Origin of the sequence: Pantoea sp. BAV 3049 (assembly GCF_009765445.1) — a bacterium.
Classification (GTDB): Bacteria; Pseudomonadota; Gammaproteobacteria; order Enterobacterales; family Enterobacteriaceae; genus Erwinia.
In genome coordinates, this window is the sequence record NZ_WHOY01000031.1 from 5,127,698 (window position 1) to 5,142,497 (window position 14,800).

General features: G+C 54.8%; 16 protein-coding genes and 4 tRNA genes. 6 read left to right on the forward strand and 14 right to left on the reverse strand.

What is annotated here, in order from left to right:
* Positions 1-3: 3 nt before the first annotated feature.
* The gene (locus GSQ70_RS25375; protein WP_158785109.1) at positions 4-738 is read right to left on the reverse strand and encodes a succinate dehydrogenase/fumarate reductase iron-sulfur subunit; all 735 of its coding nucleotides are present in this window, start codon (positions 736-738) and stop codon (positions 4-6) included.
* Positions 731-2,515, reverse strand: a complete 1,785-nt coding sequence (frdA, locus tag GSQ70_RS25380; protein ID WP_158785110.1) for a fumarate reductase (quinol) flavoprotein subunit — start codon at positions 2,513-2,515, stop codon at positions 731-733. The genes GSQ70_RS25375 and frdA overlap by 8 nt, the downstream gene beginning before the upstream one ends.
* 272 nt (positions 2,516-2,787) lie before the next feature.
* Between frdA and epmA the strand changes: the two genes are divergently transcribed.
* A complete protein-coding gene (gene epmA, locus GSQ70_RS25385) occupies positions 2,788-3,765 on the forward strand; it encodes an elongation factor P--(R)-beta-lysine ligase (protein WP_158785111.1) in 978 nt (325 codons plus the stop codon).
* Positions 3,766-3,813: 48 nt separating this feature from the next.
* Here epmA and mscM read toward each other — a convergent pair whose 3' ends face one another.
* The 3 genes from mscM to rsgA form a co-directional block, all read right to left on the reverse strand.
* A complete protein-coding gene (mscM, locus tag GSQ70_RS25390; RefSeq protein WP_158785112.1) occupies positions 3,814-7,149 on the reverse strand; it encodes a miniconductance mechanosensitive channel MscM in 3,336 nt (1,111 codons plus the stop codon).
* Positions 7,150-7,158: 9 nt separating this feature from the next.
* Positions 7,159-8,058: an archaetidylserine decarboxylase gene (gene asd, locus GSQ70_RS25395; RefSeq protein ID WP_158785113.1), complete on the reverse strand. Its 900-nt coding sequence runs from the start codon at positions 8,056-8,058 to the stop codon at positions 7,159-7,161.
* A 109-nt stretch (positions 8,059-8,167) separates the two neighbouring features.
* Complete coding sequence (gene rsgA / locus GSQ70_RS25400) at positions 8,168-9,229, reverse strand: small ribosomal subunit biogenesis GTPase RsgA (protein ID WP_158785114.1); 1,062 nt, start codon at positions 9,227-9,229, stop codon at positions 8,168-8,170.
* A gap of 96 nt (positions 9,230-9,325) precedes the next feature.
* Between rsgA and orn the strand changes: the two genes are divergently transcribed.
* The 5 genes from orn to GSQ70_RS25425 all read left to right on the forward strand — a co-directional run bounded on the left by orn (position 9,326) and on the right by GSQ70_RS25425 (position 10,518).
* Positions 9,326-9,871 carry an oligoribonuclease gene (gene orn / locus GSQ70_RS25405; RefSeq protein ID WP_158785115.1) on the forward strand — a complete coding sequence of 182 codons (546 nt, stop codon included), beginning with the start codon at positions 9,326-9,328 and terminating at the stop codon, positions 9,869-9,871.
* Between the two features lie 248 nt (positions 9,872-10,119).
* Positions 10,120-10,195, forward strand: a tRNA-Gly gene (locus GSQ70_RS25410).
* A 33-nt stretch (positions 10,196-10,228) separates the two neighbouring features.
* Positions 10,229-10,304 (forward strand) — tRNA-Gly (locus tag GSQ70_RS25415).
* A gap of 42 nt (positions 10,305-10,346) precedes the next feature.
* A tRNA-Cys gene (locus GSQ70_RS25420) sits at positions 10,347-10,420 on the forward strand.
* A 12-nt stretch (positions 10,421-10,432) separates the two neighbouring features.
* Positions 10,433-10,518: transfer RNA gene (locus GSQ70_RS25425), tRNA-Leu, on the forward strand.
* A gap of 134 nt (positions 10,519-10,652) precedes the next feature.
* Here GSQ70_RS25425 and GSQ70_RS25430 read toward each other — a convergent pair.
* From GSQ70_RS25430 to GSQ70_RS25470, 9 genes are all read right to left on the reverse strand, one after another.
* Positions 10,653-11,663, reverse strand: coding sequence for a tyrosine-type recombinase/integrase (locus GSQ70_RS25430; RefSeq protein WP_158785116.1), 1,011 nt, complete (start codon positions 11,661-11,663; stop codon positions 10,653-10,655).
* Positions 11,664-11,673: 10 nt separating this feature from the next.
* Entirely contained in the window at positions 11,674-11,898 is a 225-nt protein-coding gene (locus GSQ70_RS25435) for a DUF4224 domain-containing protein (protein ID WP_158785117.1), read from the reverse strand.
* Positions 11,899-12,168: 270 nt separating this feature from the next.
* The gene (locus GSQ70_RS25440) at positions 12,169-12,861 is read right to left on the reverse strand and encodes a hypothetical protein (RefSeq protein ID WP_158785118.1); all 693 of its coding nucleotides are present in this window, start codon (positions 12,859-12,861) and stop codon (positions 12,169-12,171) included.
* Positions 12,858-13,157, reverse strand: a complete 300-nt coding sequence (locus tag GSQ70_RS25445) for a hypothetical protein (protein WP_158785119.1) — start codon at positions 13,155-13,157, stop codon at positions 12,858-12,860. Before GSQ70_RS25445 ends, GSQ70_RS25440 begins: the two co-directional genes overlap by 4 nt.
* Entirely contained in the window at positions 13,150-13,428 is a 279-nt protein-coding gene (locus tag GSQ70_RS25450; RefSeq protein ID WP_158785120.1) for a hypothetical protein, read from the reverse strand. Before GSQ70_RS25450 ends, GSQ70_RS25445 begins: the two co-directional genes overlap by 8 nt.
* A 44-nt stretch (positions 13,429-13,472) precedes the next feature.
* Positions 13,473-13,634 (reverse strand): hypothetical protein, encoded by a 162-nt coding sequence (locus GSQ70_RS25455; protein WP_158785121.1) that lies wholly within the window; start codon positions 13,632-13,634, stop codon positions 13,473-13,475.
* A gap of 82 nt (positions 13,635-13,716) precedes the next feature.
* Positions 13,717-14,043 (reverse strand): hypothetical protein, encoded by a 327-nt coding sequence (locus GSQ70_RS25460; protein WP_158785122.1) that lies wholly within the window; start codon positions 14,041-14,043, stop codon positions 13,717-13,719.
* Between the two features lie 75 nt (positions 14,044-14,118).
* On the reverse strand, positions 14,119-14,295 hold the full coding sequence (locus GSQ70_RS25465; protein ID WP_158785123.1) for a hypothetical protein: 177 nt from the start codon (positions 14,293-14,295) through the stop codon (positions 14,119-14,121).
* Positions 14,296-14,564: 269 nt separating this feature from the next.
* A complete protein-coding gene (locus tag GSQ70_RS25470) occupies positions 14,565-14,729 on the reverse strand; it encodes a hypothetical protein (RefSeq protein ID WP_158785124.1) in 165 nt (54 codons plus the stop codon).
* Positions 14,730-14,800: the final 71 nt, after the last annotated feature.

Consider the following 14,800-nt stretch of genomic DNA (forward strand, 5'->3'; position numbering starts at 1 on the left):
TCCTTATTGCGGCCTGAGGGTGGCAATCAGAAAGTCTTTCGAACTTTCCACTTTGCTCTGCTGAATTGCCGCTGCCGGGTCAACGTGCTTCGGACAGACTTCCGAGCAGTAACCAACAAACGTACAAGGCCAGACGCCGTTATCACCGTTCAGCTGCGGCATACGCTGACGTTTGCCGTTATCGCGGCTGTCGAGATTGTAACGGTGCGCCAGGGTGATGGCGGCGGGACCGATAAACTCCGGATTCAGCCCGAACTGCGGGCAGGCGGCATAGCACAGTCCGCAGTTGATGCAGCCGGAGAACTGGTGATACTTCGCCATCTGTGCGGGGGTTTGTTTACCGGGGCCGCTCTGTGCATTCTGGCCGTTGCCGATGATGTAAGGTTTGATCGCCTCCAGGCTCTCGATAAAGCGGCTCATATCCACGATCAAATCGCGCTCGATGGGGAAGTTCGCCAGCGGCTCCACGCGCATCCCTTTCGGGTAATTGCGCAGGAAGGTCTTGCAGGCCAGCTTCGGTACATTGTCGACCATCATGCCGCAAGAGCCGCAAATCGCCATCCGGCAGGACCAGCGATAAGAGAGGTCGTAAGCGAGGTTATCCTTGATGTAGCCCAACGCATCCAGTAGCGAGGTCTGCTCATCCCAGGGGACGTCAAAAAACTCGCTGCGCGGCACCTTGTCCGCTTCCGGGTTGTAGCGTTGGATCTCAATTTTGCAGCGCGGTAACTCAGTCATGCTGGGTCGTCTCCTTACTTTCTGATTCAGCGCCATAAACACGCTTCGCCGGGGGCATACGGGTGATGTTCACCTCATCCCAGGCGACAGTGGGCGCACCCTGCGGATTGAAGAAGCTGAGCGAATGTTTGAGGAAGTTGGCGTCATCACGGGTAGTGCAACCTTCATCCAGCCGCTGATGTGCGCCACGTGATTCCTTACGCTGGAAGGCTGAGTGCGCCATGCATTCGGCAACATCCAGTCCGTGGCTCAGTTCGATGCTGTATAACAACTGGGTATTGAACACACTGGAGGTATCGCTGATGCGCACCCGGCTGAAGCGCTCTTTCAGCTCTGCCAGCTTGTCGATGGTTTTCTCCATCAGCTCCGGCGTGCGGTAGATGCCGCAGCCTTCCTCCATTGACAGCCCCATTTCATCGCGCAACGCCGACCAGGTCTCTTCACCCTGCTGGTTAACCAGCCCTTTCAGACGCTGTTCGCAATCCCTTGCCTGAGCCTCCAGTCCCCCCGTTGCAGTTTTATGGGCCTCCAGCGCGCGTGCGGCGGCCGCTTCTCCAGCCAGCCGGCCAAAGACCACCAGCTCCGCCAGCGAATTAGATCCCAGACGGTTGGCTCCGTGCAGCCCGACTGAAGAGCACTCGCCCACGGCAAACAGCCCGCGAATGCGCGTTTCGCACTGCGCATTGGTTTCGATGCCGCCCATGGTGTAGTGAGCGGTAGGGCGGATCGGGATCGGACTGCTGACCGGATCGACACCAACATAGGCCTTGCTCAGCTCGCAGATAAACGGCAGCCGATCATGCAGCTTTTTTTCGCCCAGATGGCGAAGGTCCAGGTATACCACCTCGCCCCGCGGCGTATGGATGGTGCGACCTTTCTGAGATTCATGCCAGAAAGCCTGCGACACTTTATCCCGTGGCCCCAGCTCCATATATTTGTTTTTCGGCTGACCGAGAGGCGTTTCAGGCCCCATACCGTAATCCTGCAGGTAGCGATAGCCGTCCTTGTTCACCATGATGCCGCCTTCACCTCGACAGCCTTCGGTCATCAGAATGCCCGAACCCGGCAGGCCGGTTGGGTGGTACTGAACAAACTCCATATCGCGCAACGGCACGCCATGGCGCAGTGCCATGCCCATACCATCCCCGGTCACAATCCCGCCATTGGTGTTGTAGCGATAGACCCGCCCGGCACCGCCGGTTGCCAGCACCACGGCACCTGCGTGGATCTGGATCAGCGTGCCTTCCATCATATTCATTGCTACCAGCCCGTGCGCTTCCCCATCTTCAACCAGCAGATCAAGAACAAAGTGCTCATCAAAGCGGGTTATCTGGGGATATTTCAGCGAGGTCTGGAACAGCGTATGCAGCATATGGAAGCCAGTCTTGTCGGCCGCGAACCAGGTCCGCTCAATCTTCATGCCGCCAAAGCGGCGCACGTTAACCGAGCCATCTTCGCGGCGGCTCCACGGGCAACCCCAGACTTCCATCTGGGCCATCTCCTGCGGGCAGTGTTCGACAAAGTAGTCCACCACGTCCTGCTCACACAGCCAGTCGCCACCGGAAACGGTGTCCTGAAAGTGCAAATCGAAGCTGTCATGGGACTGGGTAACGGCAGCGGAACCGCCCTCTGCCGCAACGGTATGGCTGCGCATGGGATACACTTTTGAGACCAGCGCGATGGAAAGGGTGGGGTACGCTTCAGCAGCAGCAATGGCGGCGCGGAGACCAGCTCCGCCAGCACCGACAATCACCAAATCGGCAGTAAAGGTTTGCACGATATTCTCCCTGTCAGAGTCGAGGAAGAGGGAAAATCCCTCACTTTTATAGGGTCATCAGTATAGAACTGGCATTCAGGGGCAAACTTGATGTGCTCAGGTATTTGGGTAAGAAATAAACGGCAAAAACGGGATCGGCACAGCGTTTTTGCCAGAGCATTCTGCTTGCTGCCTGGTGGATTAGGGACGATGCTGAATTTATCCGTGTGGATTTGTTTGTCTGTGCCTGCTCGGGTAGACTGCTTCACCCTGTTGAATGAGGAGTAGGAATTATGAGCGATACGGCCAGCTGGCTGCCGAGCGCGCCCATCGCCAATTTATTGAAGCGGGCGGCGATTATGGCTGAAATACGGGGCTTTTTCGCCGATCGTGGGGTGCTGGAAGTGGAAACCCCGGCGATGAGCCAGGCCACCGTGACCGATATCCATCTGTTTCCTTTTCAGACGCGCTTTGTCGGCCCCGGCGCGGCGCAGGGGTTGGATCTCTATCTGATGACCAGCCCGGAATATCATATGAAGCGCCTACTGGCGGCGGGCAGTGGCCCGATTTTTCAGCTGTGTCGCAGCTTTCGCAATGAAGAAGCGGGGCGTCACCACAATCCAGAGTTCACCATGCTGGAGTGGTACCGTCCGCACTACGATATGTACCGGCTGATGAACGAGGTGGACGATCTGCTGCAGCAGGTGCTGGACTGTGCCCCGGCGGAAACTCTTTCTTACCAGCAGGCGTTTATCCGTCATCTGGAGATTGACCCACTTTCTGCCGACAAAACGCAGATGCGCGAAGTAGCTGAAAAGCTGGGTGTGGGCGATCTGGCGAACCGTGAAGAAGATCGCGACACGTTGCTGCAACTGCTGTTTGTGATGGGTGTTGAGCCTCAGATTGGCAAAGACAAACCCGCTTTCGTCTACCACTTCCCGGCCAGCCAGGCAGCTCTGGCAGAAATCAGCACGGAAGATCACCGGGTGGCGGAACGTTTTGAGGTTTACTTCAAAGGCATTGAGCTGGCAAACGGTTTCCGCGAACTGACCGACAGCCGCGAGCAGCGCCAGCGTTTTGAACAGGATAACCGCAAGCGTGCCGCCCGTGGTCTGCCACAGCAGCCGATAGACACCAATCTGCTGGACGCCCTGTCGCACGGCATGCCGGACTGTTCCGGCGTGGCGCTGGGCGTGGATCGTATTGTGATGCTGGCGCTGAAGGCTTCGCAGCTCAGCGAAGTGATCGCTTTCTCCGTGGATCGCTGCTAAACGCATCATGCTCTGGGGCTGGTTTACCGGCCCCTGACGCTTTCTCTGCTACAACCCACCTGACTTATACGTTTTCGCCGTTGGCGGATTATTGCCGGTCGACGTTTTGCGTCCGAGGGTTTCCATCCGAACCTGGAACGGCGGGAACGGCATCTCCAGACCGTGTTCCTGATAGCCACGCAGGATCAGCTGATGCAGCTCATGGCGCAGCGGCATACGATGCCCCATCTCCGCCGCGTGAATACGCAGTTCAAACAGCTGAATCCCCTGCTGTAAATCGACCAGATAAGCTTCCGGCTGCGGCATTTCCAGCACGTACTGGCAGCGATCTGCGGCGGTCAGCAACACGTTAGTGACCTCTTCACTGTTTGCTTCCGCAGCCGCAGGGATCGTCAGTACCACTCGCGTCACCGAGTCCGACAGGGACCAGTTAACGAACTGCTCGGTAATAAATGCCTTGTTCGGCACGATAATCTCTTTGCGGTCCCAGTCGGTGATGGTGGTGGCACGTGTGTTGATACGAGTGATGCTGCCGGTGAGATCGCGGATAGTGACGGTATCGCCAATACGGATTGGCTTCTCAAACAGAATAATCAGGCCGGAGATAAAGTTAGCGAAGATCTCCTGCAGGCCGAACCCCAGCCCGACACCCAACGCGGCGACCAGCCACTGCAGCTTCGACCAGTCAATACCGATCATTGAGAAGCCCATCAGGCCACCGATCAGGATCAGCAGGTATTTGGTCAGGGTGGTGATGGCATAACCGGTGCCTGGCGTCAGGCTTAGGTGCTGCAACAGCGCCAGCTCAAGCAGGGCGGGCATGTTCCTTACCAGCTGAGTGGTGATAATCAGCACCAGAATGGCGATCAGCACCGAGCCGAGGGTGATCGGCTGCAGGCTCTCAACACCCTGCACGGTGGTGCTGGCATCCCACAGCCTGATGTTCTCCAGGAAGCCGAAGGCTGAATGGATTTCCGACCACAGCACAATCACCGAAACCAGCGCGATCAGCGTCAGGATCGAGCGCACCAGCCGCAGCGACTGGGCACTGATCGCATCCAGATCGATCACCGGCTCATCCACTTCCTGCGTATCGGAGTTATGCTGCGCAGCCGGAGCTTCCTCCTCTCCTTTCGCTCGCTGGGCGAGGATTTCAGCACGGCGGTGACGGGCACGGTCAAAGGCGATACGACGCCGCTGGATCAGCATCCAGCGGCGGATGATGTGATAAATCACCAGCAGCAGGAACCAGATTGCCACGGAAGTTTCCAGCCTGGCCAGCAGGGCCTGAGCCGTTGCCAGGTAGCCAATGCAGGACGCCAGCGCGGCAATCAGCGGAATGCCAATCATCAGGTTCCACAGGATGTTGTTAATAAAGTTCTCGCCGTTGCCCTCTTTATCGAGATACAGCGGGATACCGGCACGCTTCAGGCTGACGGTGACCAGGCTGAGCGCGCCGCAAATCAGGATGAAGCAGAGCCTTCCCAGCGTGGCGGAAAACTGACGATCTTCCAGATTATCAAAGCTAATCAGCAGCATAATCAGTGGAACAACAAAGCCCACGCACAGGCTGTAGAAACGCATCGCCCTCGCCACCCGGTTTTGCTGCCAGCGGAAGTGGACGATGAACAATCCTTTGGAGCGGGCAAAGCCGGCGCTGATCATAAACGCCCACAGCAGCGGTACCGTGGCCGTGACGCCATCGCCAATCGCCACCGCTATCGGGTAGGGCCAGGCGTGCTGCAGACCATAACCGAGCGCCATCCACAGCACCGGCAGCGGCAGTGCCACCAGGATTGACCAGAATACCGTTCGCATGGTCAGGCCAAAGCGATCCTGGGTGACCTTCCCCACCTTACTGGCGGAACGGTTGAGGAAGTCGCGGTAATGACGGCGTGAGCTGAGGCTGAAACCAACCAGCAGCAGAGCCCCGATAACCGGCAGGACCGTTTCACGGCTGGTGACCATCATCACCATCGCGCCGCCGAGCTGCCCCAGCGTATCCAGCGACAGCAGGCTTCTCAGGTCGCGCATCAGATCGAGCGGGAAGTTAAGCCCCACGGCGCTGACATCCGCCGTCCAGAACAGATAGCGATGGGTGGCTTCTTTCACCTCCGTCAGCGCGTCTTCCAGCTGGCCGTTAGCAACTTTAAGTTTGGTGACTTCCAGGATCAGGTTGTCGCTGCCGGACAGTAGCGAACCGATCAGTTCACGCTGGGTTTTCAACTGAGCATCGAGGATCCGCCGTTGATCGGCGGTAAGCGGCGTGCCGTCATCCTGCTTGATTTGGCGCAGTTGCTGCTGCTGTTCGATCAGATCTTCATAGCGTAACCGCTGAACCCGCAGCTGGCCCATCTCGCTATCGAGCTGCTGGGGTTTGGGCATCTCCGGCAGGCGGGCGACCTGCGCACGCAGCGCCTCGCCCAGCACATTAGAAACCCCCAGCCACTGCGACTGCTCGCGAATGGTGCTCAGCGCCTGACGTACCTGGATGGTCTGGTTAACTGCGGTGCGCTGCTGAGAGGCGACCAGGTCCATGCGCTGTGCCTGCTGGTTAAGCGCCGCAGAGAGTTCGCGGTTAACGCGGAACTGCTTGCTGATGTTCTTCGGCAGTTCGCCGCTGTTTTCCGCCAGCTGCTCGGTTTTTTCCAGCGCCAGCTCCGCCTCGCGCTGACGGCGGCTGTTGAGCTGGTTGCGCAGATCCTGCAGATAGGTGTCGAGCTGGCTGGACTTGCGCTGGTGGATCTCACTGCGCATGCGGGCCAGTTCCTGGCGATTGTTGGCCGAAAGCTGTGCCAGCTCCAGCTCGTCCACCCGGGCTTTTTGGGCGGCAGACTCTGCCTGACGGGCAGCCAGCTGGGCCTGCGCCAGTGGCGTCACTGCGGCAGGTTGACCCTGAAGGCGGCGCTCAATCTCACTTAACGCGCGTCTGGCCCCGGTCTGCTGCTGCGGTAATTGGGCCAGAGAATCACTGATTTCCCTGGCGCGATCCTGCTCCTGCTGTGCCTGGCGTCCCTCTTCCAGTAGCTGACTGCTGACCTGAAGGATCTCCTGGTCCAGCTCAGGCGCGGTCATGGTGCTGCGTACCGTTTTGGGATTATCCGCCAGGGCGACTATCTGCTGGCGGAGAGCGCGGGAGAGTTTGGGGAAATCGTCGATCACCTGCTGGTAGTCGTTGGCATTAGCCTGCGACTTTTGCAGCTCGTCCAGCCAGTTCAGCGCCGACTGCAGCGCCTCCACCGTTTCCGCCTGATTCGGCGTGGTTTTGTCAGACTTCGCCTGCTCAAGCGACTGCTTGATCTGCGTGCCGTCTGGTGCGCTGGTGGCCCAGGCGGGCTGGAGAAGGCTCCAGCCCAACAAAAGAGTAAGGATCAGGCGTAGCATGCGTATTCGCTATGAGTGGTGTAAAACTTCTTCGGCACTGGTTTTTTGCAGTGCGATAGCCAGAGTTTGCCCCAGACGGGTTTTGGTTTCCGGCGTCAGGCTTTCAGCCAGTTTAACCTTGCCCGGCGCGAACAGGTTAATTACCGTTGAGCCAAGCTTGAAACGGCCCATTTCCTGACCTTTCAGCAGCACTACCGCCCCTTCTTCATCGGCCCCCGGCCAGCTCCAGCGTTTGATTACGCCTTCACGCGGTGGGGTGATGGTGCCTGCCCAGACGGTTTCAATACTGCCAACAATGGTCGCGCCAACCAGAATTTGTGCCATTGGGCCAAATTCAGTATCGAACAGGCAGATGACACGTTCGTTACGGGCAAACAGGTTGGGGATGTTTTGCGCGGTCAGCGGGTTAACGGAATAGAGGTCGCCCGGTACGTAAATCATCTCTCGCAGGATACCGTTGCACGGCATATGCACGCGATGATAATCACGCGGGGCGAGATAGGTGGTAATAAACTCGCCGTCACGGAACATATCCGCCATGGCAGACTGGCCCGCCAGCAGCGCTTCCAGCGAATAAGTATGGCCTTTTGCCTGGAAAATCTGGTCGCCCTCAATGTGTCCCAACTGGCTGACAGCCCCGTCGGCTGGCAGCACCAGCAGATTCGGGTCGGTTTCAATCGGGCGGGCTTCATCACGCAGCGGGCGGACGAAGAAGTCGTTAAAGGTACGATAGCTGCCGGTGTGCGGCTTTTGTGCCTCACTCATATCGACTTTGTAGTACCAGACAAAAGTATCGATTACGGCTTTGGTCAGCCAGCCGCCGCGCTTGCCTGCGCCCCATCCGGCCAGTTCAGTAAGGCCTTTTTTAGGCAAAATGGCGTTCAGGCCGAGTTTAAGACGATCCAACACAGTAGCCTCCTGGCTTGATCAGACAGCAAAAGAGAAAGGGGGCGAATTGTAGCAGTGCCCTGACGTTCAGGCTATGGTTGCCTGCCCGGCGAACCGGACAGGGCCGGGTTCAGTCACTGTTTTCTGAGAAGCTACGGCGCGTTTTCAGTTGCATATCTGACATGCTTTCCAGAATACGGTGGTAGTTTTCGAACCGGGCTGCATCAATGTTGCCGTTTTCAACGGCTTCACGAATGGCACAGCCGGGGTCGGTGTCATGTTTACAGTCGCGGAATTTACAGTGACCTAAAAACTCACGGAATTCGACAAATCCACGGGTGATTTGTTCCGGCTCAAGGTGCCACAATCCAAATTCACGCACGCCAGGAGAGTCAATCACATCGCCGCCGTGCGGGAAGTGGTAAAGGCGTGAGGCTGTGGTGGTGTGCTGCCCCAGTCCGGAGGTGTCGGAAACGTCATTGGTGAGGATCTCATTGACACCCAGCTCCAGCCCCAGCAGGGCATTCAGCAGGCTCGATTTCCCCACGCCGGACTGACCGGCAAAAATACTGATCCGGTCTGTCAGCGCGGCTTCCAGCTCTTCCAGCCCCTTTTTCTGATGGCTGGAGACCATCAGAACGCGATAGCCAATATGGCGATAAATTTCCATCTGCTCATCGACAAACGCACGGCCTTCATCATCCAGCAGGTCGGTTTTATTCAGGACCAGCAGCGGTTCCACGTCCAGTGTTTCGCAGGCTATCAGGTAACGGTCGATGATGTTCAGCGACAGCTCAGGCAAAATCGCTGAGACGATAACAATCTGGTTGATGTTGGCCGCAATGGGCTTCACGCCGTCATAAAAATCCGGACGGGTGAGGACAGAAGTGCGTTCATGAACCGCTTCCACGATGCCTTTGACGGTCGCGCCACCCTGCAGGCCTGGACGCCATAGCACGCGGTCACCGGTCACCAGCGAGCGGATGGTGCGGCGGATATTACAGCGGTGTACTGAACCGTCCGCATCTTCCACATCGGCGTGCATACCAAAACGGCTGATCACCACGCCGTCCCGCGCTTCACCAAACAGGCTGTCGTCGGGTTCTGGCTTATCGGCGCGCTGCTTAAGGCGGCGATCGTGGTTGGCACTGACTCGACGTTGCTGACCTTTGGACAGTTTGTTTTTACTCACTCTTCCTCACAGGGATTGGCAGGCTTCGCCCTGACAGGGCAAAACGTTTATGATACACCCTAATGTTTGACGATATAAGCCACGGCGAGAAACCCTATGACTGCAAATGCCAATAACCTGATTTGGATTGACCTTGAAATGACCGGGCTGGACCCGGAACAGGATCGCATTATTGAGATCGCCACCCTGGTGACCGACGCCGACCTGAATATTCTGGCGGAAGGGCCTGTTTTTGCCGTGCATCAGTCCGACGCGCAGCTGGCGCTGATGGATGACTGGAACGTGAAAACGCACACCAACAGCGGCCTGGTGAAAAGGGTGAAGGAAAGTCAGTACGATGACCGCGCCGCCGAGCTGGCGACCATCGAGTTTCTGAAGCAGTGGGTGCCTGCCAACAGCTCGCCGATCTGCGGTAACAGCATCGGCCAGGATCGTCGCTTCCTGTTTAAATACATGCCGGAGCTGGAAGCGTATTTCCACTACCGTTATCTGGATGTCAGCACCCTGAAAGAGCTGGCTCGCCGCTGGAAGCCGGAAATCCTGGCCGGTTTTAAAAAGCAGGGCAGCCATCAGGCCATGGACGATATCCGTGAATCAGTGGCGGAGCTGGCTTACTACCGCGAGCATTTCATTCAGCTTTGATTTTGCAGTGACAGACGTAATGGCGTCCGTTCCCTTGCCAGATAGCGCTGAAAAATGATGACGGTTTTATTGCGATACGGCAGAATGGCGCAAAGTGCATCACTCTGCCGATTAAATTATCAGTTTGCTGTTTTAATCAGCAGTCGGGCAGAAAACAGAAAAATTTTGCGGTAACAGGCTTGCGGCAGGATTCTTTTCTCGTATAATGCGCACCCCGTACCGGGACAGTTTTTTACTCGTTACGCAGAGCGGGAATAGCTCAGTTGGTAGAGCACGACCTTGCCAAGGTCGGGGTCGCGAGTTCGAGTCTCGTTTCCCGCTCCAAAACGTTTTTGCTGTATTGCACCAAGTACCCATGCGGGAATAGCTCAGTTGGTAGAGCACGACCTTGCCAAGGTCGGGGTCGCGAGTTCGAGTCTCGTTTCCCGCTCCAGATTTTGTCATCAGATTCAGTCTGGTGGCGCAGCAGGATTAAGGCGCGTTGGCAGAGTGGCCATGCAGCGGATTGCAAATCCGTGAACCTCGGTTCGACTCCGGGACGCGCCTCCACTTTACACCCATGCCCGGGTGGTGAAATCGGTAGACACAAGGGATTTAAAATCCCTCGGCTTATGGCTGTGCGGGTTCAAGTCCCGCCCCGGGCACCATCTCGATTTCATAAATAAAAACAAGCAATTAGTAAGCAATGTCACGCCGCCGCAAGGCGGTTTTTTGTGCCTTAAATATGTCCGCCTAACATCCCGCCTAAGATAGTTTCAGGGCCAGCGTTATCTATGCAAATTCACTGATTACCGACCACCGGGACGATCTGTACTTTTCTGTCATAGGTGGCCGTCTGGCTCTGCGTTTTGTGGCCCGATATCGATTGTTTCTCTGATAACGTTCCTTCCAGATCAGAAACACCTTTCGCCTTAATATCGTGGAAAGTGAAGTCAAAATTTAAATCAGGGAATTTCTCTTCAGCTGCGAGTTTTGCATCCCGCCACGCTGAGTTAAACCCGTCCCGGGTGTACCGATTGCCATTTGGCTGGTGGATCACAAAGGTGCTGACAATACCCGGTTTTAGCGGGAGGGCGCGCGACATGGCAATGACGAGACGAAGACGATCGGACCAGGCCTTTATCTGTTTTTTCTTTGTTTTGTTCTGACAGATAAATATACCCTCTTCCAGCAGCTGGGCTTCCCTGAGCGACAGCACATCACTTTGACGTGCGAGGCAAAGGTAAGAAATCTCCATCGCTATTTTAACGATCTCCCTTGCCTCGGCATAGACGGCGTTGTATTCCGCATCAGTTATCAACCTGTCGCGTGGTATCTCCATAAACTTTTTAACGCCTGTGCATGGGTTGCCGGCAACCTTGCCCCGTTCATAGGCCCAGCGGTAAACCCCGGACAGGAAACTCTTTTCGCGGTTCGCCTGAACCTCGCTGGTGGCGCCGCGTTTATCCATGTATTTGCGTATGTGCTGGGGCTTCACGTTATCAGGATCCATTTTCCCGAAAACAGGCAGCAGCCGGCGTGAATTCTTTTTGTAGTCCTTCTGCGTATCGGCAGCCAGCCTGGTAAAGTAAGAGGACTCAAAGAATTCAGCCACCAGAGCGGCCATCGTCTTCTTATCCGCTTTCCTGGCGTTGACCTGAGCGTATTTAGCCCAGAGAACGGGTAAAGGGCTGTCAAGTGAACAAAGGAGGATTGATCCGCCTCCGGGTGGGTGAAACTCATAGTTTTTACGCCCGCGATAAACTCGCGGGGGAAGGGCGTTATCAGCAGGGTTACGGCGTTTTCCTACCATTCAGGAACACTCACATAGCGTCAAAATCAGGTTCATTACTGGCGCTGCACTGGTCAGGCTGCCTACCCGCATAAGGGTGTGCGATGTGATACCAGGTGGTACTCGGTGAACCATCGCGGCGCTGCTTGTACCAGATACCCGCCTCATTCAGCCAGCGGCACTGCCGCGACTTGTACTGATGGCCGGTCAGCTCTATAAGCTCGTCCGGCGTTAAAATATCGTGATCGCTTCTCATATCCGCACCTCACTAACGGCCAGCATGTTAGCGCACTGGCCAGGTAGTTTTATTTCGATTTTTTAAATCAACGGGCGTTACCATGCTGAGCCGATCCCGTTCTTACCGGGCTTATGGCCAACGTGGTAACCCCTACACCAGGGACACGGATAAACCCCAAGTTGTCCCTGGTGGCCGTGGTGTATTTGAATCAGCCGTAACTCGATAAGCGCATTGGCAACAGTAGCGTGCTTGCGTTTCCGGCCACACTGTTTGCGCCGCAGCCGGCGCTTACTCGCCATCGTCGTAATGCCCATAACCGTTACAATCAGAGCATTCCCCCTTAACATCGGGGTCATGGCCCGAACCACCGCAACGAGCACAAACATCATCCATAAAGCCTGCAGCTTTTTTTTGGGCAGTCACCATGATGGCGCTATCAATAGCTTCATCCAGGGTAGTCTTGACTGAATAAGCCCTTACGGATTTAAGAAGGTCGTCTTCCTTAATGTGCAGGCAGTAGAGAGGCTTATGATCCTTATTCATGATATTGCGCATTCGCATAAACCTTTTTATGAACTGCCAGCGCGAAACGTCAGGGTTAACCGGCGCGGACACTTGACGGGCATAAACGGGCTGGATAACCCAATCCTTATTCCACCTGCTTACACACTCGCGCGCCTTTTCCTCTGTAGGAAAATTTGCAACTACATCGCCATTTGTCGATAAAACGCGATACTCTACAGGCTCCTGGGTCAACAGCATCACCAGTTCGGTTTCTGCTTTTAGGGCACGCCGGTGCCATGTTTCAAATGCCAAAAGCGCGTCGGTATGTTCCCCATGCAGTTCATAAAAACCAAGTAGAGGCTGAAGTCTTGCCAGTAATTCCCGCTGCATTTCTGCTGGCCCTTTATACTCACAATTGCCAGAAAAAAAATCACGAATTTCACTATTTATCAGTTGGTTAACCTTTGGACTATTCATTTTTTATTTTCCCCGACATTATGACAATGTACCCGCCACACACGATCCAGTATCCAGGCGTGCATCGTGGTGCATCGCCACCAGTGGCCGGGAACATTTTTAGAATGCTGTCGGGAAAACTTATCCCCGATCCATTTCTCCCAGCACCAGTCAGGAGCATTTTTCTGATACCGGGTTCCGTCGGCCAGTTCGATGCGCTGAATCGCGCGGGTGAGCACTGCGCCGTTAACAATGAATCTGGCCGTGCCGCCCTGGCTGAATTTCGCCCCTTTAAAATCGATAACGGGTTTACACATCGGTGACTCTCCCTGGAAACTGGCCGGTATAGTCAGCAATCATTTTGCCATCGGCCCCAAAATATTTAATAAACCGGGTAGGGCAGCAGTCCCAGACCGCTACCCCATGCTTAAGCTGATTGGCAAAAACGACGTTGAGATTGCCTTTACGGCTCATGCCGGCAATCGTGCCAATCTCCCCCTTCACCTCTACCATCATTCCTATGCGGGCAAAGCTGATGCCATGAAAGCGCATCATGTCTGCCTTAAACTGTGTTCTGATCCCCACCATGAAATTGCTCCCTGTAACACTGTCCGAATGAACACTCAGTTTGATTAGTCGGTACCTCCCAAAGCTTTATAAATCGCTTCTGCTTGCTCCTCTGCTTCATCTTCAGAAATGTCGGAAATTTCTATGCAGTTCGATATAAATGGCCTCCATTCACTTCCCAGGAATTCGCGTAATAGACGTGCCTGATATTCTGTTAATTCAAACATTTTTTAACCTCTTGATATTTATCAGTGTGAACACTCAGAGAATGCGCACGCGGATAACGGCCCCGAGAACGGGGCCAGCGTATTAATGGCGCGTCTCATTGATCGCCTGGCTACTGGCGAGAACTTCCGGGGTGAGAGTCTGTGAAGCGGTAGTGTTGTTCAGTAACGTAGTTCTGATGCCGGCATGGTATAAAACCAGCGACAGTGCAGACCTCTGAAAATCTGGTTCTTCAGGTAGTTCACCATCTGAAAGAAACGGCGTAAAAATCACTTCCAGCCCGGTTTTCTGTACCGCTAAGTAACCGAGGAAATCATTACCCAGATACAGTGCATCAACTATGCGGTCATGCATGGTAATCACTCGAATACCATTTATTTCGAAATCAATTCTTTTTACTGACTCTTTCATAAATAATCCTTCATTTTATTGAGTGACATATTGCCGCTAAGCGGCGTTTTTCCCTGTGTGGCAAAGTATCCACGTTTAAATTTGATAAGCCTGTTTAAGCAACTTATTTCCTTCTATAAAGTTGCCGTTTCTTGCTTCATCCTGAGCCAGTGCCAACATAGCTGGATTAGTTAAACTGATTTCTGCAACGGGGCAGCGGTGAAGCGCTGCCGCCATCTTTATTGCTTCCTTTTTCCCTGCAATGGTATCCACGCCGCCTATTACCCGGTCGCAACGTTCACAGATAACCGGGTATAAACCGCCAGCTTCTGGCGTCCAGGAAACCCGCGTTCTGCACATACACACCCCCTTTTATTATTTCTGCTCTCCTTCCCTGAGGCATAAAAGAACCCATGCCGTAAGGGCTGAAAGCACCCGACAACTACACCAAAAATTAAGAACATGAAGATTCACTCTTTTAAATATCAGTGAATTCATAAAAGGCCGGAGCCTTTGATTAAGTCACTGTGAAGAATATGAAGTTAGCAAAGGCTAGTTACTTTTAAATAACGCTGCTTGGTATCAATAACATTTGAGTTGAATCGCTCAGGGTTTAAAATTTCCTGAGTAACATTTCTGGCAATGCGGACTCTTCCAACATAAACAGTGTTACCAGACTTACGAACCGTGAGTTTAGCTAAACGCATTTTTACACCTCCTGTTGTAGGTTGGTGCCGGTTACGGTTCCGGCGTTCACTCGCAAATGGAGAACCGTTTT

What these genes read in the sequence shown, in the direction of transcription:
- orn (WP_158785115.1), top strand. Translation starts at nt 9,326, where the DNA reads ATGACTGCAAATGCCAATAACCTGATTTGGATTGACCTTGAAATGACC.
- GSQ70_RS25450 (WP_158785120.1), bottom strand. Translation starts at nt 13,428, where the DNA reads ATGGTGGGGATCAGAACACAGTTTAAGGCAGACATGATGCGCTTTCAT.
- GSQ70_RS25455 (WP_158785121.1), bottom strand. Translation starts at nt 13,634, where the DNA reads ATGTTTGAATTAACAGAATATCAGGCACGTCTATTACGCGAATTCCTG.
- GSQ70_RS25440 (WP_158785118.1), bottom strand. Translation starts at nt 12,861, where the DNA reads ATGAATAGTCCAAAGGTTAACCAACTGATAAATAGTGAAATTCGTGAT.
- GSQ70_RS25445 (WP_158785119.1), bottom strand. Translation starts at nt 13,157, where the DNA reads ATGTGTAAACCCGTTATCGATTTTAAAGGGGCGAAATTCAGCCAGGGC.
- GSQ70_RS25430 (WP_158785116.1), bottom strand. Translation starts at nt 11,663, where the DNA reads ATGGTAGGAAAACGCCGTAACCCTGCTGATAACGCCCTTCCCCCGCGA.
- epmA (WP_158785111.1), top strand. Translation starts at nt 2,788, where the DNA reads ATGAGCGATACGGCCAGCTGGCTGCCGAGCGCGCCCATCGCCAATTTA.
- GSQ70_RS25470 (WP_158785124.1), bottom strand. Translation starts at nt 14,729, where the DNA reads ATGCGTTTAGCTAAACTCACGGTTCGTAAGTCTGGTAACACTGTTTAT.
- GSQ70_RS25435 (WP_158785117.1), bottom strand. Translation starts at nt 11,898, where the DNA reads ATGAGAAGCGATCACGATATTTTAACGCCGGACGAGCTTATAGAGCTG.
- mscM (WP_158785112.1), bottom strand. Translation starts at nt 7,149, where the DNA reads ATGCTACGCCTGATCCTTACTCTTTTGTTGGGCTGGAGCCTTCTCCAG.
- GSQ70_RS25375 (WP_158785109.1), bottom strand. Translation starts at nt 738, where the DNA reads ATGACTGAGTTACCGCGCTGCAAAATTGAGATCCAACGCTACAACCCG.
- GSQ70_RS25460 (WP_158785122.1), bottom strand. Translation starts at nt 14,043, where the DNA reads ATGAAAGAGTCAGTAAAAAGAATTGATTTCGAAATAAATGGTATTCGA.